This window comes from Endozoicomonas sp. ALD068 (genome assembly GCF_049310145.1).
Taxonomy (GTDB): Bacteria; Pseudomonadota; Gammaproteobacteria; order Pseudomonadales; family Endozoicomonadaceae; genus Endozoicomonas_A.
In genome coordinates this window covers 595,885-620,538 of sequence record NZ_JBLYNU010000004.1, presented here as the reverse complement: position 1 = coordinate 620,538, position 24,654 = coordinate 595,885, and the positions used below count along the sequence as shown (strand labels likewise).

The following is a 24,654-nucleotide window of genomic DNA, read 5'->3' as shown; positions in this document are numbered from 1 at the left end:
CCCACAGACATTTCTCCGTTAAAGTAAAAAAGCCTTGAAGCCACTCGAATAAGTGATTACAGCCATAAGCGATTGGAAGTTGCCATCCCGTTTGGCGTAACAATCACTTTTTACAGTAATAAAAATACTCAGCTTCGAGGTAGTTGAATGAGAAATATCCGCCCCAATGCATTAAGCCTTGCCGTGGCCGTTGCCATCAGCTCTTCCATCATTGCTACAGACGCACTGGCCAATCGCAGGCTGCAGACAAAATCTGTTGATATTTCGGGCAATGAACAAGTGGAGTTTACCCAGAGCGAGGTCATCGTTAAGCCAACGTTGGATGATGACTCGCAGCCAATACCCAAATCCTTCACCACCACCTACCCTGATCAGACTGAAGTCAGATCGGGCTATGACATTCCTTCTGAAGGCTTCACAGACGTTCTTTCTGGCATCGAGGGTGGCGTTTCCAGTGTTGATCAGTTTGAGACAGACGAGAATAACGTTGCTCAGAAGTACACCAAAGTGCTGAAGGTGGGTAATGAGGGGATCTTCAGGTTCACCCATAACCTTGCAGAAGAGAAACTGCTTATCGAAGTCAGAGACAGTATGACCCATCAGGATTTAATTCGGGCTGTTCGCGCTCAATCAGGGGTCGCCTGGACATTGGAACCCTCTACTGAAATGGCCAGCCCCGATCATCTGGTGAGGGTACTGAAAGGTGCGCACGAAAGAGCAGGAAACCTGGGCGAAGCCGATAACTATGTTGCCCTTGCCACCCTTGAAGTAGACGAGGTTGAGGTGGACGGGCGCACCTTCATGCGCCTTGTCGCTGCGGGTGATCAGCCCCCTGAGCTGCAACGTCTGGGTCAGTCACTTTTTGTCAATGATGAGGTGCTTTTGGCAGCAGCCACCTCTGCCTATACCCAGGTGCATGTTCTTGGGAAAGAGATACAACAGGATGCCCTGGAAAATCTGCTGTCATACCATAAACCCGTCGGCTATGTTGTGCATGTCGAGGATGAGACTCGGGCTTATCCTGTCCCTGCTGGTTATCCAAAACTGGAAGTAACTGAGACTCCGGGGGAGATTATTGTCTTCCATGGTCAGAAACAGAACCCCACCGATATCGCCCTTGTGCAAAATCTCTATCGCTTTACCGATTATTTTAACAAGGACACTGCACAGGTTAAAAAAGACAAAGTCAAAAGCTACCGGTACATCATTCGAAGCAGGCAGATGACAACACTGGAGGATTTGGCCGCAAAGCACCATGCCGGACTCAACTTCGTTGAAGAAGTCGATGATGAGGTGGAGGAGCTTGCAGACTTTGAAGGGCTTCAGCAGGCATTGGCCAGTGCTACTTCAGATGGAGCAGATGAAGTTGAATTCACTTCACAACACGTCAAATTCACTTCGCCGTTGATCACGCCAACCTGGGTGCATATTCAACTGTTAAGACACTTCGGCTTCAAACCTGTACTTAGAAATTTTCTGGCTAACGGGCTATTTGTTCAGAATATTCATAATGATTTAATCTTTCTCGCCAGTTCGCATGATTTTTCTGATGATTCTCCTGACCTGGGCGAAGGCTTTACTGCCAGAGTCATTGGTGACTTTGTCGGGCAACTGCTTGAGATGGAAAGCGCGTTGAAGAAGCTCAGGACAATAGAGGCCTTGCTGGCAAAACAAAGTGAATTAACCGATCGCTTTTTGGCATCAGCCGCTCAAGGTATCGGGCAAAACTTGAGAATGGAGGAGTTAAATCAGCAACTTGTGGATGAGCTTGCGAAGATTCATGGCAGGGTAGATGCTCTGACAAACCGGATAGTGACGCTGCAACGGGAAGCCAATCAAATTCCATTGCTAAAAAAACAAGTTCATGATGCCAGAACAGATGCCACAAAATCTCGCAACGCTCAAACAGCAGCAGAGCTTGGTATTGAGGACTGGGATGATACCCAACCACTGGAAGAGCAAGCCAGGCTGATCAGCAGAAAAATTAATGAAATCTTCAGATTGGTAGCCGCAACAGCACAGTCACAAAAACAGGCTCTGGAGGAACATCTGGCGGCAATTGGCGCCAAGCTGATTATTGTTCCACTTAATGAAGACGACCTGGAGCCTCATCAGCAAGCCTTCCGGCAACAAATCACCAGCTCAGAGGCTAAAAAAGTAGCAGAAATAAAAAAACGCTTTACGACTATTGCCGCATATTTAAACATCAGGGATTTTGATAGCCATACAGATATTGACGATCAGCAAGAACATCTGATTCAAACACTTATGAAAATGGGTGAGCAGCTCAATATGGAGGATTATTACACCGGGCTCAGACAAATTTCTCTGGCAGCAGTTCTGGGTATTGATCTGAATGAAGACAGAAGTCTGGAAGACCGCACCAACCTGGAGTTAATGGTACATGACAAGCTCTTCGAGCTTTCAAAGCTGGAAGACGAACTGGAAGACATCAGAACACCGGGCCACCCCAAAGTCATGCCTGAAGTATCCAGGACCCTTCTTGCCGTGGAAAGCGTTTTTGAGAAAGAAAACCTCCGTGAAGAGAACGATGTGTATTACCATCGTCAGGTCATTTCTGAAGCTATCCGGATATACATCAGAGAAGCCCGACAGCGGTCAGAGGAAGAGGCCCTGACCGTACTGAAATCTATGGAAGGGTTACTCAGCATCCACATCAATGAAGGTGATGACAAAGCAGCACGACTGGCAAGGGTTCTCTCGAGGCTTGATGGCGGTGATATCTCAAATCACGAGCTGGGTCAGATGGACAAGATCCTCGGGTGGGAAGATAAAGGGCCAGATCTGATGGGAGATCTGGAGAAAGATCTGGAGCGGGGTCTGGTGCGGATGGATGTGGTACTCCACAGTATTCGTGATGGCCTTACCTTCAAAGTCGAAGAATCGGATCTGCAGGCCAGAGAACGACAGGCAGATTACCTTATCGCTCTGGAGGACAAGCTGGATATTGACCCTCATGAAAACCCTGCTGCTCAGGAAAGAGAAAAAACTTTCATAGCTAAACTGGCCAATGAACTGCGTATAGGGTTTGAAGACGATGCCGACCTGTCTGACCAGAAGGATACCCTGAGAGAAAGACTTCAGGAATTAATGAAAGAAGTAGAGAAAACTTATAACAATAAAGGTGTTAAAAGGGTCAGTAACAATAAAATTGCTGATCAACTCAACATTAATGGCTACAGAAATGATGCCAGCATAAACGAACAAAAGAGCCTGATTAGAGAAAAGCTTCAACAGCTGAATGAAGAAGTTTTCAAAGTGGGTCAGCCTGACATCAATGAGCGTATTGCAGCCATTGAGAATGCTCTTGACAGGCAAATGGCTCGCCTGGGACCCAAACCCCGATACGTTCTTGATCGTGAGTTAGCGACAGCCAGGCGGGCAGTCGAAGAAGCTGGAAGTGAGCTGGAGGCTGCTAATCACAATCTGGATGCTATTCGTCGCAAACAGTTGGTACCTTTGGGTAGCCATACTGACTTCAAAGATACTTCAGAAAAAGACGATACGACGTTCAATCGGGCAATGAAACATTATCAGACCGAACTGGGTCTGTCTGCAGGTGAGGAGCAAACTAATAGAGAGCGAGCAGAAGACATTATAAATTTCCTGCTGGAATTCAGTGTCGAAATACGAGATCAAATCGTTGCGGAACTGAGAACCAAAACAAATCTGGACGTCCGGATATCTGGCGACCCCGCTTCGCTGGAAGCAGCTCATTACACTATTGCTATTAAAGACCATTCAGATACTTATGCCCGGGACGCAACTGATGAAGTCGATGCAGGATTGGGCAACAAGATCCAACAACTGATTCAGGAACAGGCCCGCCCGAAAGCTGGAATTGAAGCCTCCGGAGCAGATATTGAGAGACTGAAAAAAGTCCTGGAGGCTGCCGAAGAAGCTGTCAAAAATGATGCTGGTCCCTTCCAGTACACACCGAAACAGGCAAAGGTTCTGGACGCTATACACACATTCACTCAGCAGCACCTTCTGAAAAAACAAGCTCTGGGAGTCGCGATGAGTCTGGCAGAATCTGCAGTAGAAAGCGGTAAGACAATACCCTGCCTCAAGACTTTCGATTTTAATGATGAATTTGCACCAATTCGCTTACAGGCAATGGCCGGAGACGAACTGACGTTTACACAGGCCAGTCGGATTGTGGAAGTTTTCAAGAGTCTGAAGACGATCTTCCGGGATTATCCCTTCAAGCCTGCGGAGTATCATTTTCGGAATGCCATTGAAGAAGCTCAGATTCTGGTGCGAAGAGCCAGGAATGAAATAAAAACCGCGTCTCAACAATACGACAACGAAATTCGTGACATAGGCTCAACGGGCATTCACTTTATCGAGCATGTTCCCGGGGACCTGAAAAGCTTCCCGGAATACTTCGCTGCCCGTTCTGCCAGTGCTAACAAGATCATGGCTTTGCTGAGTGAAGGGCTGATCAGCAAGGTTGAACTTGAAAACTACATGAAGGCCGTCAGAGGTGTCGACGGTTATCAGACAGTGGCTGAATTTGAACACGTCCTTGGTTATAAACACGGCGTCAGGGTGCCTGAGTTCAGGAAGGTTGTCCAGATGCTGTCCGATGAGAGTACCGAGGCTTTCATGCAGAGTGTCTTTGCTCCAGTGACTCTAACGGCAACGGGTCCGGCGGCTATGAAAGAGTCGGTTGTCGGCATGAAGGAGTATGCAGCCGCAGTCATCGCCAATTACGTGCTTGATGATATTGCCTTTGATAATGGCCACAGGACAGCGGCTTTCCTGGACAATGTTCAGGATACCCTGACACCTTATGCCAATGCTGTCGGCCTGTCTGAATCAGACCTGATCAAGGCTATCCATGACACCTTGATGCAGGCTCATGCCACAGCGGTTGAGTGGCAGCTGAAGGAATACTGGGTCAAACCTTCAGCCTTCCTGGTACAGGCTGTCACCTGGTACTTCTCCAGCTACAAACCGCTACTGGCGACTCATACCGTCTCACAGGCTAAGGCACTGTCCCTCTCAAACATGGCGTTCCTCTATCTGCTGGACCTGACCAACAGAGGGGATTATCCGCACAGAATGCTCACACCTTTCCAGCACTGGCTGGAACGCTACCGTATTGATCTTGACCGAACCGGACAATATGCCTACCACAGTGGCATTGAACAAATCTCTGAACTGGGCGGACTGGCCATGCCATTGGGTAAAGCCGCGTCCTCAGTCATTCTGTTGAAAACCGGCTCTGCGCTCTTTGCCAGACAGCACAACGCCAACCCCCACAAGTATCGCAGCATTGTCCGTCTGGTGCCCGAAATGATGAAGTCCATGGGTTCCGGACAAGGGGTTCAGGTACCGCTGCTGCACAGAATGACACCACAAAAAGTAAAAACTCTGGCTTCTGCCACTGTCGGACTTGTGCTGGGTCCGGTAGCCACTTTCGGAGCATACGCTAATAGCCTTATATCCGGATTCACTTATGCACAAACCTTCGGATTCGCACTGGCGTCAAGTCTCACTTTCGACTTTTTTATGAACGACAACAAGATGCTCACTCAATGGCTGGGTGGACCTCTGGGCCGAAGTCTTGACAAGATTAATCGCTGGACAGGCGCGGGGGAAACGGACGATGAGTATTTGCAACCTGACGCTATTGCTTCACCTCAGGGCTTCAGTGAGACCGATGAAGAATATGCAAGCCGTGTTAAAGCAAACAACACCCTGTATGGCTGGACTCGACACGAAAATTATCTGCAGTTCCGTGAACGCCGTGATCGCACCATGATGCTATTCGAGAATGGCTGGGAGAAATACTTCAGGGAAAATGTACCTAAATGGTCGTTCTCCCACGCAGAAAGTATTCCTTACTCTTACACCCTGGGTGCCTTCATGAGCAACTGACAGCCATGAGCGATTAGAAACCGTTTCTCCACTTGAGGTAAAAATCACTTTTCACGGTAAACAGTACTCAGCTCTGAGGTAGTAGAATGACAAAAGCTCACCCCAATACGTTAAGCCTTGCTCTGACTTTTGCAATCAGTTCTTCCATCATTGCTCCACAGGCACTGGCCGATCGCAAGCTGCAGACAAAGTCCGTCGATATTATAAATAATGGACATGTGAAGTTTACCCACAGTGAGGTCATGGTTCGGCCAACCCTGGATCAGGACCAGCAGCCAATACCCAAATCCTATACAACCACCTATCGTGACAAGACTGATTACAGGGCAATCTATGCCTTTCCTTCTAAAGGCTTCACAGAAGTTCTTGCTGATGTTGATGGCTGCGTTTCCAGTGTTGATCTGTTTGAAACAGGCGAAAATGGCGTTGCTCAAAAATACACCAAAGTCCTGAAAGTGGGTAATGAGGCAGCCTTCAGGTTCACCCATAATCTTAAAGAAAAGAATCTGGTCATTGAAGTCAGAAGTGGAATGACCGATCAGTATTCAGTTGAGGCTGTTCGTTACCAATTAGTTAACAGCGAATTAGAACCGTTAACGAAAATCGCCAGCCCCGGACAACTGGCTAATTTGCTTAAAGCTGTCAATTATGTGGCAGGAAACCTCGGCGCAAATCATCACTATGTTCCCCTTGCCACCCTTCAAGTAGAAGAAGTTGAAGTGAATGGGCGTACTTTCATGCGTCTTCTCGCTGCTGGCGATCAGCCTCCTGACCGACAACGTCTGGGACAATCACTCTTTGTCAATGATGATGTTCTCCTGGCAGCAGCCGCATCTGCCTATATCCAGGTTCACGTGCTGGAAGAGGACTTACAACAAAAGGCCCTTAATGAACTTCTGGCACACAGCAAACCCGTCGGCTACGTTGTCAACGTCGAGGATGACACACAGGTTTATCCTGTGCCTGCGGGTTATCCAAAGCTGGAAGTGACAGAAGCTACGGGGGAGGTGATTGTTTTTCATGGTCAGAGGCTGAACCCCCATGATATCGCTTTTGTAGAAAACCTCTATGACCTCTGGAAAAAAGCTGAAGTTAATCCCCCCTCCCCCGGAGTGGTAACAAAGGTTAAAAAATATAAGGTCAAAAGCTACCAGTACGTCATTCGAAGCATGCAGATGACAGTGCTGGAGAGGTTTGTTGCGAGACATGGTGCTACCGCTAACAAAGAGCAACCGAAGACACTTGCAGACGAAGATCAACGGATGATACATGCACTTACATACTATGAATCTCTCCAGCAGGCATTAGCCAGTGCTACTCCCTATGGCATTTATGGAAACGATGAATTTGAGCTTACACTGGAACACATCAGAGTGGTTTTGACAGCCATCACACCGACCTGGCTGCAGATTCAACTCACAAAACATTTCAGCTTCAGACCCCAGCTGAGAGATCTCCTGACTAAACAGCGTTTTGTTCAGAGCATGCTGAACCTTATAACCGGTGTCTCCGAACCACTGACCGATATTTTTCGCGACGACCCGTTTGTTTCCAAAGTCCTGAGCGATATGGCCAGACAACTGATTGAGAGGGAACTCATGCTGGAAGATCATCTGGCAACAGAAGCCGAACTCGCCCGGGTTGTAAGCCTGCTAAGGCTGGTATCAGAAGAAGTCACTATCAGTGAAAGGGAGAAACAGAGAGCAATCTATCTCCATCGGCAACTTGAGAATAAGCTTTTACATTTTCATGCCGAGCAGGAAGAACTGGAAAACCTGCTTCGGAAACTTCAACACGAAGTCAGACGAATCCCGCACCTGGAACGACATGCCCGTGATGTCAGAGCAGAAGCCAACAAGGCTTACAAAGCTCAACTGGCAGAAAAACTTGGTATTGATAACTGGGATGATACCCGACCAGCAAAAGAACAAGCCAGACTCATCTCAATAAAACTGGATGAAATCAACCAGGTGATGGCCGCAACAGAACAGTTTGACGAAGAAGCAGCAAAAGTAAAACTGGCAGCGATGGAAGGCCCGCTCGATATCATTCCGATCAATGAAAACGATCTGAGTGCACGCTTTCAGTCCATTCAACATTGTATGCAACAAAATGCAGCAGCCACCAATGTCGAGGCCCGCCACAAGCTGGCTATCGTTGAAAGTCAGCTCGGTCTGGTGCGCTTCAGTGAAGCTAGACCGGAAGCTCGTCACCAGGCCATTCTGAAGCACCTTAATCAGCAGGGAACTCTATTCCGACAGCATCTTCAGAAGACCAGTACAGAGGCTGGAAAAAGAGCTGCAATGAAAGCCCATTATGCCGCCATTGCCGTACATTTAAATATTAAGGATTTTGATAGCAATGCAGATATTGCCGTTCAACAAAAACGCCTGGTTCGGAGAATTCAGTCACTGAACACTGAACTAGGGAAGATTAACAGACTGAATCTTCGGCAGGCAGACCTGCCTGACAGACTTGATAATCAGGACAATTCACCAGACGAACACCAGGAATATATCTTTCAGAGTATCCGGGCACTGCCTGCTCAAAGGGGCATAGAAGACATTGACGCCAAACTCATTGGAGATTATGTGACAGACTTTTATGACCCTATGGAAGAAGGCAGCACAATAGAACAACGCAACACACAGATAGAAGCAACACGTAACAGGTTATTCAGTCTCGCAGATTTGGAAACAGAACTGGAAGACATCAGAACACCAGGGCACCCCATAGCCATGCCTGAAGTGCTCAGGAAACTCACTGATCTGGAAAACGCCCTGGCGATGAATATTCAGGGTAGTGAGGACGATATGTATTATCGTCGTGACGCCATTGCCAGGGAAATTCGGTCATACATTGAACAAGTCAGACAGCAGGTAGAAGAAGAGGCGCTGGACGTACTGGAAACCCTGGAAGAAATACTCAAGATCGATGCCATTGACGATGATGACAACCAGGAAAGACTCGGCAGGATTCTTACCAGACTTGAGGACGAAGATATCACCGAAAAAATGCTGGATGACATAGACTCCCCTTACTGGAAAGGAGACATTTCACCTGCTTACGAACAAAGAGAAACAAGACCCGGGAGGCTTCAGAGATGTCTTAACTTTTTTTTCGAAGATGCGTATGAACGAGCCATAAGACAACAGACTTCTATGCTAAAAACTATAGAGGACAAGCTAAACATCGACATTAGCGAAAACTCTGCCGCTCAAAAAAGAGGTCAGGTTTTCACTGTCAAACTGGCCAAAGATCTGGATATAGCATTTGACATGGATGTCAACCTGTCTGACCGAAAGGATACCCTGAGAACCAAAATTCAGGAATTAATCGCAAAATCAAACGCACTTTACGACGATGAAGCCGCCAGAAGAGTCTGGAACAATGAAATAGCTTTTCGACTCAACATTGAGGACTATAAAGATGATGCCACCCTCGAAGACCAGAACAGTCTGATTGAAACAAAACTCCAGCGGCTGGACGAAGAAGTTGTCAATGTCGGCCTGCCTGACGTCAATGAGCGTATCGCCGCCATTGATCATGAACTTGACAGGCAAATGGCTCGTCTGGGAGCTAAGCCACGATTCGTTCTTGATCGTGATGCAGCCAGGGCCAGACGGGCACTGAAAGAGGCTGAAAGTGAGCTGACAAATGTTCATCGCAAACTGAACAGGCTGCGTGGCAAACGCGTGGTATTTGCAGGGAGCCGTGCTGAGCTGCAACCTATCCCTGATGAAGACAACACGATTGTCAATCAGGCAATGAAAAAACTTCAGACCGACCTGGGTCTGACTGCAAATGACGCACAAGTTCCCGAAGAGCGGATGGAGGACGTCAAACATTACCTGCGGGAATACAGCGAAGAAAAACGAGATGAAATCCTTGAGCAACTGAAAACCCTGACCAATGCCAATATCCTGACAGATGGAGACGACCTCAGTTTACTGGCAGAAGCTGATTACTCTGCTGTCGTTGCAGACAATAAACATACTGGTAGCCTGGACAATAACGATGAACTGTATGAAGCATTGGGTGAACTGCCTTTAACCCGGGACAAGTACGCTCAGATTTTGCAATTTCTTCGTATTCACGACAGAGAAAGCATGAAGGTGAGCAATGCACGGCTTGACGAGAGGAATACACAACAGAGGCTGGACCTTAAAAAGGAGGAGCTTAACACCGATGAGTCCGCTGAAACCCTCCATAAGAACGAAATAGCCCTGCTGAATTTAGCCCTGGAGCAGAAAAGTAAAGCGTTATCAAAAGCAGAAGAAGACCTGATAGATTTTCATAAAGCGTTTCTTGACCCTTTAGAAAAAGCAGTGGGTCTTAAACCAGACCCCACTGACACCAGTGAACACCGGGTTAATGCCCTGAGAAGCAAACTGGTACAGCTGGGCGGACATGACGGTAACGGCGGCAAGATCCGGCAACTGACTCAGGAACAGGTCCGTCTGGAAGATGAGATTGAAGCCAGGAAAGCAGACATTGAGAGAATAAAGGAAGTCCTGAAGGCGGCAGAGAAAACCGTCGAAAATGATGGTAGCCCCTTCCAGTACTCGCCAAAGCAGGCAAAAGTTCTGAATTCTATCCACAGATTTTCGCAGCAGCATCCTCTCAAAAAACAAGCTCTGGAAGCCGCCATTGGCCTGACAAAAGCAGCAAAAGAAAACGGTAAGGCAACACCATCTCTTGCGACTTTCGATTTTGACAATGAATATGCACCGATTCGCTTGCAGGCACTGACCGGAGACAAACTGACGTTTATGCAGGCCAGCCGGATTGTGGAAGTTTTCAGGAGCTTGAAGACGACCTTTCCGGAATCCTCTCCCGAGCCTGAAGAAGGTCAACCCCTGAATGCCTTCGAAGAAGTCCGGATTCTGACGCACCAGGCATTGTCTGAGATAGAAAATGGGGCACAAGAATACGACGACGAAATTCGCGGCTTGGGCTTGGCAGGTATTCACTATGTCGAGCGGGACCTGAAAGACTTTTCGGAATACTTATCTGTCCATTCTGCCAGTGGTAACAAAATCATAGCTTTGCTGCGTGAGGGTCTGATCAGCAAGATTGAACTTGAGAACCACATTAAGGCTGTCAGAGGTGTTGAAGGTTATCAGACAGTGAATGAATTTGAACACTTCCTTGGCTACAAACACGGCGTCAACCTGCCTCGCTTCAGAGCCATTGTCCAGGTGCTCTCCGATGAAGGGGTTGATGAATTCATGCAGAGTGCCTTTACTCCTGTGACCGTGACTGCTTCTGATCCGGCGGGTATAAAAGAGTCTGTTGCTGGCATGAAAGACTACGCTGCTGCGGTCATCGCCAACTATGTTCTCGACGATATTGCCTTTGAAAACGGCCACAAAATGGCAGCCTTCCTGAGCAAAGTTCAGGATACCCTGACACCTTATGCTCATGCTGTCGGCCTGGCTGAATCAGACCTGGTCAAAGCTATCGATAGCACCTTGATGCAGGCCCATGCCGCAGCAGTTGAGCACCAACTGAATGATTACTGGGTCAAACCTTCAGCTTTTCTGGTACAGGCTGTCACCTGGTACTTCTCCAGCTACACTCCCCTGCTGGCGACCCACACCACCTGGCAGGCTGTCGAGCTATCCCTCTCGAACGTTTCATTTCTCTATCTTCTGGATCTGACCAACAGGGGTGATTACCTGCACCGGATGCTCACACCTTTCCAGCACTGGCTGGAAGGCTATGGTATTGATCTTAACCGAACCAGCCAATACGCAAACCACATTGGCATTGAACGAGTCTCTGAAGTGGGCGGGCTGGCCATGCCATTGGGTAAAGCCGCTTCCTCAGTCATTCTGCTGAGAACCGGCTCCATGTTGTTTGCCAGACAGTACAACGCTAACCCGCATATGTACCACAGTATTCTCCGTCTGGTGCCCGAAATAGTGAAGTCCATGGCTTCCGGTCAAGGGGTTCAGGTAACACTGTTGCACCGGGTAACACCACAAAAAGTGAAAACGCTGACTTCTGCCACAGCTGCTCTCGCTCTGGGCCCGATTGCCACTGTTGGAGCATACGCCCAGGGTCTGGTATCCGGATTTAGCTATGCTCAAACCTTCGGCTTCGCTCTGGCGTCGAGTCTTACTTACGACTTCTTTATGAACGACAACAAGATGCTCACTCAATGGCTGGGTGGGCCTCTGGGCCGAACTCTTGACAAGATCAGTCGCTGGGCAGGCCTGGGTGAAACGGACGATGAATATGTGAAACGTGCGTCTGTTGCTACACCTCAACGCTTCAATGAAACCGACGCAGAGTATGCAGGCCGCGTTGAAGCAAGTGACATGATGCATGGCTGGACCCGGCACGAAAATTATCTGCAGTTCCGTGAACGCCGGGATCGCACCACGAAACTGTTTGAGAATGGCTGGGAAAAATACTTCAGGGAAAATGTGCCTAAATGGTCATTTTCCCACGCAGAAAGTATTCCATACTCCTACACTCTGAGTGCCTTCTGCGACTGGCGATGAGAAAGTTCATTTCCACCTGCAACCTCAGCAGACTACCTTAATTAAGTACTTAAAAGCTGATTCCTCTGTGTGTGTGACAATCACTTTTCACGTTAATAAAAGTACTCAGCTCTATGGTTGTAGAATGACAAATGCTCACCTCAATGCGTTAGGCCTTGCTGTAGCCGTTGTAATCAGCTCTTCGATCATTGCTGCAGACGCAGTGGCTGGTCGCAGACTGCAGACAAAATCTGTCGATATTTCGGACAATGGACATGTGGAGTTTACCCAGAGTGAGGTCATGGTTGGACCCACTTTAGGTCATAACCGGCAGCCAATACCCAAATCCTTCACAACCACCTACCCTGATCAGACTCAGGCCAGAGCGGGCTATGTCGTTCCCTCTGAAGGTTTCACGGACGTTTTTCCCGGTATTGATGGTGGCGTTTCCAGCGTTGATCTGTTTGCAACAGGTGAGAATAACGTTGCTCAGAAGTACACCAAAGTCCTGAAGGTCTCTGATGAGGAAGTCTTCAGGATCACCCATAGTCTTGCAGAAAAGAAACTGGTCATTGCAGTCAGAAAAGGAATGACCGATCAGGATTCAATTGCGGCGGTTCGTGCTCAACTGGGTGACAACCTGCAATTAGAACCCCTGACAAAAATCGCCAGTCCCGAACAACTGGCCGGAGTGCTCAGAGGTGCACATGAAAGAGCGGGAAACCTTGGCGAAGCTGATAACTATATTGACCTCGTCACTATTGAAGTAGGCGAAGTTGATGTGAGCGGGCGTTCCTTCATGCGCCTTATCGCCGGAGGCAATCAGCCTCCCAAACTGCAGCGTCTGGGCCAATCGCTCTTTGTCAATGATGAAGCGCTTTTAGCAGCTACCACCTCTGCTTATATCCAGGTCCATGTTCTGGGGAATGATTTACAACAGGATACTCTGGACGCTCTGTTGTCATACCAGAAACCCGTAGGCTATGTCGTACATGTCGAGGATGAGACACAGGTTTATCCAGTGCCTGCTGGTTATCCAAAACTGGAAGTGACTGAGACTCCGGGAAAGATTATTGTTTTCCGAGGTCAGAAACAAAACCCGACCGATGTCGCTTTTGTGGAAGGTCTCTATGACATCTGGGATAAATATGACTGCAATGCCCCCACTCCTCAAACAACAGTACGGGTTAAAAAAGACAAGGCCAAAAGCTACCAGTACGTTATTCGAAGCAGGCAGATGGCAATGCTGGAGGAGTTCGCTGAACGGTACAATGCCGGACTTGACTCGGGTGAAGGATACGATGAGAAACTGGGGACGCTTGCATTCTTCGAATATCTTCAGCAGGCACTGACCAGTGCTACTTCAATTGGAGCAGATGAATTTGAATTAACAATGCCACACGTCGGATTCACCTCGCTGTACATCATGCCAACCTGGATGCATATTCAGTTCGCTAAACACTTCGGCTTCAAACCTGCGCTTAGAAATTTTCTGACCAGTCAGCATTTTGTTCAGGATACTCACGAAGTAATACCCGTTTTCAACAAAGCCAATAGCGATTATTTTTATAATGAGCCGTCCAGCGATTCTTTTGACAAAGGCGATAGATTTGCCTCCAGGCTCATTGGCGATTTTGCCGGGGAGCTGCTTGAGATGGAAAGCAAGCTGGAAAAGCTGAAGACAATAGAGGCCAGGATCGCAACAGAGGATTCTTTCATCGGAGCCACAAAATCTGTTCTGACAGCGGCTCTGGGTATTGAACTGAATGAAGATAACACACCAGAAGAACGCGTCGCCCTGGAGTCAACCTTACATTCCAGGCTCTTCAGACTTGCAGAGCTGGAGAAAGAGCTGGATGACATCAGAACACCAGGCCACCCCAAAGCCATGCCGGAGGTACTTGAGACACTGAGTGACGTGGAAAAAGCCCTTGAGATGAGTGATCTTGATGAAAACAACGATGTTTATATCCGTCGCCATGGGATTTCTGAAGACATGCATAGATTCATCAGTAACGCCAGACAGCGGTTAGAGGAATTTGCTCTGGACCTTCTGAAAGCCACAGCAGAAGTACTCAACATCAAAATCAGTGAAGAGGATGACAAAATAACAAGATTGACCAAGGTTCGTAGAATACTTGACGGCGATGACCTCTCCGATGACATCCTGGATGAGATAGATAATACCCTCTGGACCTATCAAAGCGAAGCTATGGACGAGAAGGACCTCAAATTCATAAAGCTTGTCGCACATCTTCGCTACAAATTTGGAAAATCGGGCCCGGGTGAGCGAGCCATAGAACAACCGGAACTGCTGGAAGCAATAGAAGAAATACTCAACATCAGGTTCAATGAAGAGAATGACCAGGCAGCAAGACTTACCTGGATTCTTGCAGCAATTGATGACGATAATATACCGGAATCCATTCTGGATCAGATACATCAAACCCTCTGGAAAGAAGCCAGGACAACTCTGGACGACAGGGGTCTCAAACTAAAGATGCTTCATGCGAGTCTTGCCTATAATGTTGAAGATTTGTACCTGGATGAACAAGCCAAAGAAAATCAGATAAATCTGCTCGACGCTATAGAGTTCGAGCTGGGTATCTGTCCTCATGAAAACGTTGCCGCCAAAAAAAGAGGCCGGGCTTCCATTGCCAAACTGGCCAAAGATCTGAATATAGTATTTGAAGAGAATGATAACCTGTCAGATCAGAAGGAGGTTCTAAGAACCGAAATTCAGACATCCATGGATAAGCTACACAATGTTTTTGATGAAGGTATCAAAAGAGCCATAAACAATGAAATGGCTCATCAACTCGATATTAAGGATTATGAAGAAGACGCCACTATAGACGACCAGAACAATCTGATTGGAACAAAACTCCAACAGCTGGATAACGAAGTTTTCAATGCAGGCTGGCCTGACGTTGATGAGCGTATTGAAGCCATTGAAATTGAGCTTGACAAGCTAATGGCTCGTCTGGGCCCTGAACCCCGATACGTCCTTGATCGTAATCTTGCCTATGCCAGAAAGATATTAAAAGAAGCTGAAAGAATGCTGGCAGGTGTTCGCAGCAAACTGAGCGTTCTTTGCCGAAAAAAAATGGTAATTCTGGCTCATCCTGACGTCGGTACTGCTAGCGTGGATGAAGACGCAAAGCTTCTCATTCAGGCAATAAAAGAAATTCAGCTTGAATTAGGCCTGCCTGCAGATAGCGAGCAAACCATTCGAGAGCAAATAGACGACATTAAACGCATTCTGCGACGAGACAGTGCAAATAGACGAAAAGAAATCTTTGATAAACTGCATGCTGTCGTAAAAGCTCATAACATTCGGATTAAAAGTGACCTCGGTTTACTGGAAGAAGATGATTACTATATTGCCATTTCAGCCTATGCGGATACCCATGCCCTGGACAAAACCAATGAAGTTGAGGATGAACTGTCTGTAACCAGAAAAAAATACACTCAGATCACGGAATTCCTGCATGAGCACGACAGGAGAAGTATGGAATTCACCAATGCCCGGCTTGAACAGACGAATGCACAAGAGGATCTGGACCGAAAAAGACAAGAGATGATCAATGTTGGAGGCAGCGATCTGCCGGATTTAGTCCTTGAGCAGAAAAGTCAGGCTGTCTCAAAAGCAGAAAACGCTCTGAGGGATTATCATAGAGCGGCTCTTGACGCCGCTGAAGAAGCCGCAGGTCTCAAACCAGAGGCATCTGACAGCTATAAAGACCGGGTTAATGCCCTGAGAAAAAAACAGCTAAAACTGGGTGGTGATGATGGTAATGGCGGCAAGATCTGGCAACTGATTCAACAGGCCCGTCTGGAAGCTGAGATGGATGTCAGGGAAGCAGACATTAAGAAAATAAAGCGAGTCCTGAAGGCTGCAAGGGAAGCTGTCGAAAATGACGGTGGTCCATTCCAGTACACGCCGGAACAGGCAAAAGTTCGGGCCACTATGGATGCTTTCACAGAACAGCACTCTCTCAAACAACAGGCACTGGATGCTGCCCTGGGTCTGGCACAATTAGCATCAGAAAGCGGTAAGACAGTGCACTGGATTACGACTTTCGATTTTGACGATGAATTGGCCCCCATTCATTTGCGGGCGATGGTTGGAGACAACCTGACTTTTAATCAGGCCAGTCGGATTGTGGAAATCTTCACAAGGCTGAAGACGAGCTTCCCGGAACCCGTTCTCAAGGCTTCAGAAGATCAGCCTCTGAATGTCCTGGAAGAAGTCTACAGACTTGTGTCCAGGGCCAGAAATGAGATGGGAAGTGGGGCTCAACAATACGACGACGAAATTCATGGCATGGGCAAAAGAGCCATTCACTTTATCGAACATGAACCGGGTAGCCTGAAAAGCTTCCCGGAATACTTCGCTGCCCGTTCTGCCAGTGGTAACAAAATCACGGCTTTGCTTCGTGAAGGTCTGATCAGCAAGGACGAACTCGAGAACTACATAAAGGCCGTCAGAGGGGTCGACGATTACCATACAGTGGATGAATTTGAGCACTTACTTGGCTACAAACAGGGTATCAAGGTGCCTGAGTTCAGGAAGGTTGTCCAGTTACTGTCCGACAAGGGTGCTGAGGAATTCATACAATGTGCCTTTAATTCTGTAACCGTGACTGCCACCGGCCCGGCAGGTATGAAAGAGTCTGTTGCCGGCATGAAAGAGTATGCAGTTGCTATCATCGCCAACTATGTTCTTGACGATATTGCCTTTGAAAATGGCCGCAGGACAGCAGCGTTTCTGGCCAATATTCAAGATACCCTGACGCCTTATGCCGCTGCTGCTGGCCTGCACGAATCAGACCTGATCAAGGCTATCCATAACACATTAATACAGGCCCATACCGCAGCGGTTGAGCATCAGTTAAGTGATTACTGGTTCAAACCTTCAGCCTTTCTGGTACAGGCTGTGACCTGGTACTACTCCAGCTACAAACCTCTCCTGGTGACTCACACCCTCTCGCAGGCTGCCAGACTGTCCCTCTCAAACATGTCATTCCTCTATCTGCTGGACCTGACCAACAGGGGTGATTATCTGCACAGAATGCTCACACCTTTCCAGCACTGGCTGGAACGCTATAGTGTTGATCTTGACCGAACCGGACAATATGCCTACCACAGTGGCATTGAACGAATCTCCGAAGTGGGCGGACTGACCATGCCACTGGGTAAAGCCGCTTCCTCAGGCATTCTGTTGAAAACCGGCTCTATGCTGTTTGCCAGACAGCACTATGCCAATCCCCACAGGTATCGCAGTATTTCCCGTCTGGCGCCCGAAATAATGAAATCCATGGGTTCCGGACAAGGGATTCAGGTACCACTGCTGAACCGGGTGACACCACAAAAAGTGAAAACCCTGGCTTCTGTTACAGCCGGTTTCGTACTGGGCCCTATTGCCACTGCCGGTGTATACGCCCACAGCCTTATATCCGGGTTTACCTATGCTCAGACGTTCGGATTTGCCCTGGCGTCGAGCCTCACTTTTGACTTCTTTATGAACGACAACAAGATGCTCACTCAATGGCTGGGTGGACCTCTGGGCCGAAGCCTTGACAGGATTAATCGCTGGATAGCCGTGGGTGAAACCCGGGATGCATATGTGCAACGTACGGCTATTGCTTCGCCTCAAGGCTTCAGTGAAACCGATGCAGCCTATGCAAACCGCGTTAAAGCAAGTGACAGGATGCATGGCTGGACCCGACACGAAAATTACCTGCAGTTCCGTGAACGCCGCGATCGCACCATGAAACTGTTTGAGAATGGCTGGGAGAAATACTTCAGGGAAAATGTGCCTAAATGGTCCTTCTCCCATGCAGAAAGCATTCCTTACTTCTACACTCTTGGAGCCTTCTACGAATGGCAAAAGGGCGATGATCAGAAAGTTCACGGTCATGATAAGAGAAATGCCCCTCAAGCAAACTTTCTACCTGCGGCCCCAGCAAACTAACTTAACCAAAAGCTGCATCCTCGCCTGTCGTTGCAATCACCTTTCACGGTAATAACGGTAATAAAAGTACTCGACTTTGAGGTAGCAGAATGACAAATGCCCGCCCCGATGCATTAAGCCTTGCAATGGCCGTTACAATCAGCTCCTCCATCATTGCTACACAGACGCTGGCCGATCGCAGGCTGCAAATAAAGTCTGTCGATATTCAGGTCAATGAACAGGTGGAGTTTACCCAAAGTGAAGTCATGGTTCAGCCAACCTTAGGTCATGATCAGCAGCCTATCCCGAAATCCTTTACCACTAGCTACCCTGATCAAACTGAAATCAGAGCAGGTTATGAGGTTCCTTCTGAAGGCTTCACAGACGTTCTCTCTGGCATCGGGGCTGGCGTTGCCAGTGTTGATCTGTTTGAAACCGACGACAATGACGTTGCTCAGAAGTACACTAAAGTTCTCAAGGTCGGCGATGAGGGTGTCTTCAGGTTCACTCATAACCTTGCAGAGGAGGAACTGGTCATTGAAGTCAGAAAAGGAATGACCGATCAGAATTCAATTGCGGCTGTTCGTGCTCAATCAGGTGACATTCAACCATTAGAACCCTTAACAAAAATCGCCAATCGCGAACAACTGACCGGAGTGCTCAAAGGTGCCAGCGAAAGAGCAGGAAGTCTTGGCGAAGCTGATGACTATGTTGCCCTTGCAACCATCGAAGTAGAGAAAGTTGCAGTGAACGGGCGCAGCTTTATGCGTCATATCGTTTCGGGCGATCAGCCCCCTGAAATGCAGCGTCTGGGTCAATCGCTCTTTATTAACGATGAGGCGCTTCTGGCAGCCGCCACCTCTGCTTACGCCCAGGTTCATGTTCTGGGGGAAGATATACAACAGGAAGCGCTCGACAAACTCTTGTCGTACCATAAACCCGTCGGCTATGTTGTACACGTCGAGGATCACACACAGGCTTATCCTGCGCCTGCTGGTTATCCAAAGCTGGAAGTGGATCAGGCTTCGGAAGAGGTAGTTGTTTTCCGTGGTCAGAAACAGAATCCAACCAATATCGCTTTTGTGGAAAGCCAGCATATCCCCTGGGAACAGCATCAGTTTCTGGAGCTCACTGCCGAGGTTAAAAAAGCCAGCATCAGAAGCTACAGGCACGTCATCAGAAGCAGTCAAATGGCCCTGTTGGAAGAGTTTGCTGCTGATTTGGCTGCACAGCACGATGTCAAACTTAACGAAGATAAACTGGCTAAGCTTGCCTACTATGAAGCCTTTCAGCAGGCTTTAACCGCTGCTACTCCGGATGGAACCGATGAATTTGAGTTCACAACAGGATACATCAGAATCACTACATCGCTCATCACGCCAATCTGGATGCAGTTGCAACTCATAAAAAACTTCAGCTTCAAACCCGTACTTAAAAATCTTCTGACTAACTATAATTTTTTTCAGAATTTGCACAACTTTATATCCTTCGCCAACAGAATGATGAATCTCTTTGCTGATGCCGAAGAAACAAGGTTTTCTTCCTTTTCCTCTAAAGTCCTGGCCGACATTAGCGAACAGATGCTTGAGATAGTAAGTACGCAGGAAGAGCTGAAGGCAAGTAAGACCGAACTCATCCTGAGGGCCAAAAAATTAGAAGACAGGCTGACGGCAATGATCATTGCCAGCGATGAGGAAAAACAGAAACTGAAGCGAACCGAACAGACACTTGAGCATGAGTCTGAACGGCTTCGTCAAGATTTCCTGACGACGAAAAACATGATAGATCAGCTTCGGCAGGAGCTCAAACGAATCCCTGAACTGCAAAAACAGGTCAGAGATGCCCTGGCAGAAGTCGCAAAAGTTCGCAGCGCCCATGCGGCAGCAAAGCTTGGTATTGATGGCTGGGATGATACTCTGGCACCAGAAGAACAAGCCGGACTTCTGGAAAAAAAAATTCATGAAACCGGCCAATCAACCTATTATATTGCATCAGGTCAGCCTTGGGAACAGGATTTGAAAGCAACACTGGCAGCAATTGAAGGCCAGCTCGGCATTGTTCCGGACAATGAAAACAATCTGGGTGGCCGCTCTCAGTCCATTCTGGATCATCTGCAGCAACAGGCAGATCAGTCCAGTGAGGTATTCCTGAATCAACTGGCTTTCGTTGAAGGTCAACTCGGTTTGGTTACGAATAGCAATGATGACCCCGAAGCCCGTCAAAAGATCATTCTGGAGGAACTTTTTCTGCGATTGGAATTGCCTCGGGTCAGTCAACAACAACCTCGGCGTCAATATCAACAAAACCTGAAAGCACAGAAAAACCACTTACAGAAACTGCAGCAGATGATCAATCTGATTACAACGATGAACAAAAACGTTCGTGATGCCGAAGCAGAAAAAAGAGCAGATATCAACACTCAAGTGGCAGCAGAGCTTGGTATTGATAACTGGGACGATACCCAGCCCCTGGATAAACAAGCCAGCGCCATCAGAGAGAAAATTCTTGAAATCAAGAGATCGGTTGCTGCAACAGATGGCGCAACAGATGCCGCAGCAGTGCAGCCATGGGAAGAAGCGGTAAAAGCCAGACTGGCGCCCATGGAAAGCATGCTCGGTATTACACTGAACAATGAAAACGATCTGTATGCTTACTATCAGTCCATGCAACAGCAGCTGCAACAAAAGGCAGAACTGAACAATGTGGTAATCCAGAGTGTACTGACCAGCATTGAAAGTCAGCTCGGTCTGCCCCAGGACAATGGCAAGGATCTGGAAGACCGTCACCAGACCATTCAGCAACAGCTTAATCAACGCCAGGCCCTGATCGCTCAACAACTTATTCAACAACAGAACACCAGAACAAATGCTGAAAGAGACGCAGAAAAGCAAATCCGCTATTCAAACATTGCCGCATATTTAAACATTCAGGATTTTGATAGCAATGCAGATCCTGACGTTCTCCAAGAACAACTGATTCAAAATCTTGAGGCAATCAACGCTCAACAAGACAGTCTGCGTCAGCAACTTAAGGCAATGAGTCATAAGCTCAATAGGGAGGATTCTTACACCAAAGCCAGAAAAGACACTCTGCCAGTGGTTCTCGGTATTGATCCGTCCGAAGACACCCGTCTGCAAGACCGCACCAGTCTGGAATCAAAGGTAAATGACAGGTTCTTTGAGCTTTCAAGGCTGAAAATTGAACTGGAAGACATCAAAACACCAGGCCATCCCAAACTCATGCCTGAGGTATTGGCGACATTTCGTGACACATTAAGGGCCCTCCAGGGGCACATTTACTTCAACCAAATGGACAGTGTGTATGTCCTTCGTCAGTATATTTCTGAACATATTCGGTTTTACATCAGAGAGGCCAGACGGCAGTCGGAGGAAGAGGTCCGGGTCAGACTGGACCATGTGGAAAGATTACTCAACATCAAAATTAATGAAGCTGATTACAAAACAGTAAGACTGGAAAGGATTCTAACAAGGCTTGATGCCGATGATATCTCCAATTACGAGCTGGACGAGATGCGCAAGGTGCTCTGGTGGGATAACAGGCCAGACTGGGAAGATCTGGAGGGAAACCCTTTGGAGGTGAATATCAAACGCACGACGATTCGTGATCGTCTTAATCATATCGTCGAAGCATCGGATCAGCGAGCCAGAAAACAACAGGAAAGTCACCTTATCGTTCTGGAGAACAAGCTAAATATCCACCCCCATGAAAACCCTGCTGCTAAAGAGAGAGGCAAAAGTTTCACAGCAAAACTCCAACAGCTGGATGAAGAAGTTTTCAAAGCGGATCAGCCTGACGTTAATGCGCGTATCGCAGCCATTGATAATGAGCTTGACAGGCAACTCGCTCGCCTGGGAACTAAACCACGATACCTGCTTGACCGTGATGCAGCCAGAGCCAGGTGGTTATTAGCAGAAGCTGAAAGTGAGCTGGAAGTTTTTCATGGCAGACTGAATAGGCTTCGTAGCAATCAAGACTACGCAAATGCCCATGGTTGGAGCGAATCCCATGAAGTCGGGGGTGAACTCCTTTTAACCGGGGAAAAGTCCTCTCAAGTCACGGGCAGGAATGAGGGTACTGTCGGCAAGGTCCGGCATCCGGTTCAGGAACAGGCCTATCTGGAAGATGAAATTGAAATCAGAAACGCAGACATTGAGCGATTGAAGGAGGTCCTTGAGACTGCAGAACAGGCCGTCGAAAATGACGGAGGTCCCTTCCAGTATTCGCCGGGACAGGTAAAAGTTCGGACCGCTATAAACGCTTTCGCAGAGCAGCACTCTCTCAAAAAGCAAGCTCTGGAAACGACAATGGGTCTGGCACAGTTAGCACTGGAAAGCGGTAAGAAAATACCACACCTTTCGACTTTCGATTTTGACGATGAATTTGCACCGATTTACTTGCAGGCACTGGTCGGAGACAAACTGACGTTTAAACAGGCCGGTGGGATTGTGGAAGTTTTCAAGAGCCTGAAGAAGACCTTCCCGGAATCCTCCTTCCAGCCTGTTGGAGATCGGCCCGGGAATGACCTGATAGAAATGGACAGGCTTGTTCGCAGGGCCAGGTACGAGATGAAAAAGGGGGCTCTGGAATACGACCACGAAATTCGCAGCATGGGCAAAGCAGCCGTTCACTTCATTAAGCATCAATCAGGGTACCTGAAAAGCTTCCCGGAATACTTCGCTACCCATTCTGCCAGCGGTAACAAGATCATAAGTCTGCTGCGTGAAGGTCTGATCAGCAAGGTTGAACTTGAGAACTATATAAAAGCCGTCAGAAATGTCGACGGTTATCAGACAGTGGCTGAGTTTGAACACTTCCTTGGCTACCAACACGGCGTCAGGGTGCCTGAGTTCAGGAAGGTTGTCCAGATGCTGTCCGATCAGGGTGCTGATGAATTCATGCAAAGTGCCTTTACTCCTGTGCCCTCTACCGCCTCAGGCCCGGCAGGTATGAAAGAGTCTGTTACCGGCATGAAAGAGTACGCAGCTGCAGTCATCGCCAACTACGTTCTTGACGATATTGCCTTTGACAATGGCCGCAGGACGGCAGCCCTCCTGGCCAATGTTCAGGATACCCTGACACCTTATGCCCATGCTGCCGGAATATCTGAGTCAGCCCTGATCGAAACTGTACATGGCACATTAATACAGGCCCATGCCGCAGCGGTTGAACGACAGCTACTGGATTACTGGGTCAAGCCTTCAGCCTTTCTGGTACAGGCTGTCACCTGGTACTTCTGCAGCTACAAACCCCTGCTGGCGGCCCATACCGCCGGGCAGGCCACCGCGCTGTCCCTCTCGAACATGTCGTTCCTCTATCTTCTCGATCTGACCAACAGGGGTGATTACCTGCACCGGATGCTGACACCTTTCCAGCACTGGCTGGAAGGCTACGGTGTTGATCCTGACCGAACTGGCCAATATGCCTATCACAGCGGCATTGAACAAATCTCTGAAGTGGGCGGGCTGGCCATGCCGTTGGGTAAAGCCGCCTCCTCCGTCATCCTGCTGAAAACCGGCTCTATGCTGTTTGCCAGACAGTACAACGCCAACCCGCAGATGTATCGCAGTATTTCCCGTCTGGTGCCGGAAATAGTGCAATCCATGAGTTCCGGACAGGGAGTTCAGATACCGCTGCTGCACAGGCTGACACCACAAAAAGTGAAAACCCTGGCCTCTGCCACAGCCGGTCTCGTATTGGGTCCGGTAGCCACTGCCGGAACATACGCCCATGGTCTTTTATCAGGATTCACCTATGCCCAAACCTTCGGATTCGCGCTGGCGTCGAGCCTGACTTTCGACTTCTTTATGAACGACAACAAGATGCTCACTCAATGGCTGGGTGGGCCACTGGGCCGCAGTCTTGACAGGATTAATCGCTGGATAGGCGTGGGGGAAACGACAGATGAATATGTGAAACGTACGACTATTGCCAGGCCCCAACGCTTCGATGAAACCGATGAAGCCTACGCAAACCTTGTTACAACAAATAACACCCTGTATGGCTGGACGCGGCACGAAAATTACCTGCATTTTCGCGAACGCCGGGATCGCACCATGAAACTGTTTGAGAATGGCTGGGAGAAATACTTCAGGGAAAATATGCCTAAATGGTCCTTCTCCAATGCACAAAGCATTCCTTACTTCTACACTTTTGGAGCCTTCTACAAGTGGCAACAGGACAATAATAAAAAAGTGCCTGTTCCTGAGAAGTGAAATGCCCATCAATCAAGCTTTCGAACTGCCGCCTCAGGCGATCAGCTTGAAACTGATGAGAAGTGGG

General features: G+C 48.2%; 4 protein-coding genes. All 4 read left to right on the top strand.

The features are described 5' to 3' along the window. Positions 1-147: 147 nt before the first annotated feature. The 4 genes from ACO6V5_RS01830 to ACO6V5_RS01815 all read left to right on the top strand — a co-directional run bounded on the left by ACO6V5_RS01830 (position 148) and on the right by ACO6V5_RS01815 (position 24,587). Entirely contained in the window at positions 148-5,907 is a 5,760-nt protein-coding gene (locus ACO6V5_RS01830) for a hypothetical protein (protein ID WP_422409606.1), read from the top strand. A gap of 86 nt (positions 5,908-5,993) precedes the next feature. Next, the gene (locus ACO6V5_RS01825) at positions 5,994-12,419 is read left to right on the top strand and encodes a hypothetical protein (protein WP_422409608.1); all 6,426 of its coding nucleotides are present in this window, start codon (positions 5,994-5,996) and stop codon (positions 12,417-12,419) included. A 124-nt stretch (positions 12,420-12,543) separates the two neighbouring features. Further along, complete coding sequence (locus ACO6V5_RS01820) at positions 12,544-18,375, top strand: hypothetical protein (protein ID WP_422409610.1); 5,832 nt, start codon at positions 12,544-12,546, stop codon at positions 18,373-18,375. An 89-nt stretch (positions 18,376-18,464) separates the two neighbouring features. Next, positions 18,465-24,587: a hypothetical protein gene (locus ACO6V5_RS01815; protein WP_422409612.1), complete on the top strand. Its 6,123-nt coding sequence runs from the start codon at positions 18,465-18,467 to the stop codon at positions 24,585-24,587. Positions 24,588-24,654: the final 67 nt, after the last annotated feature.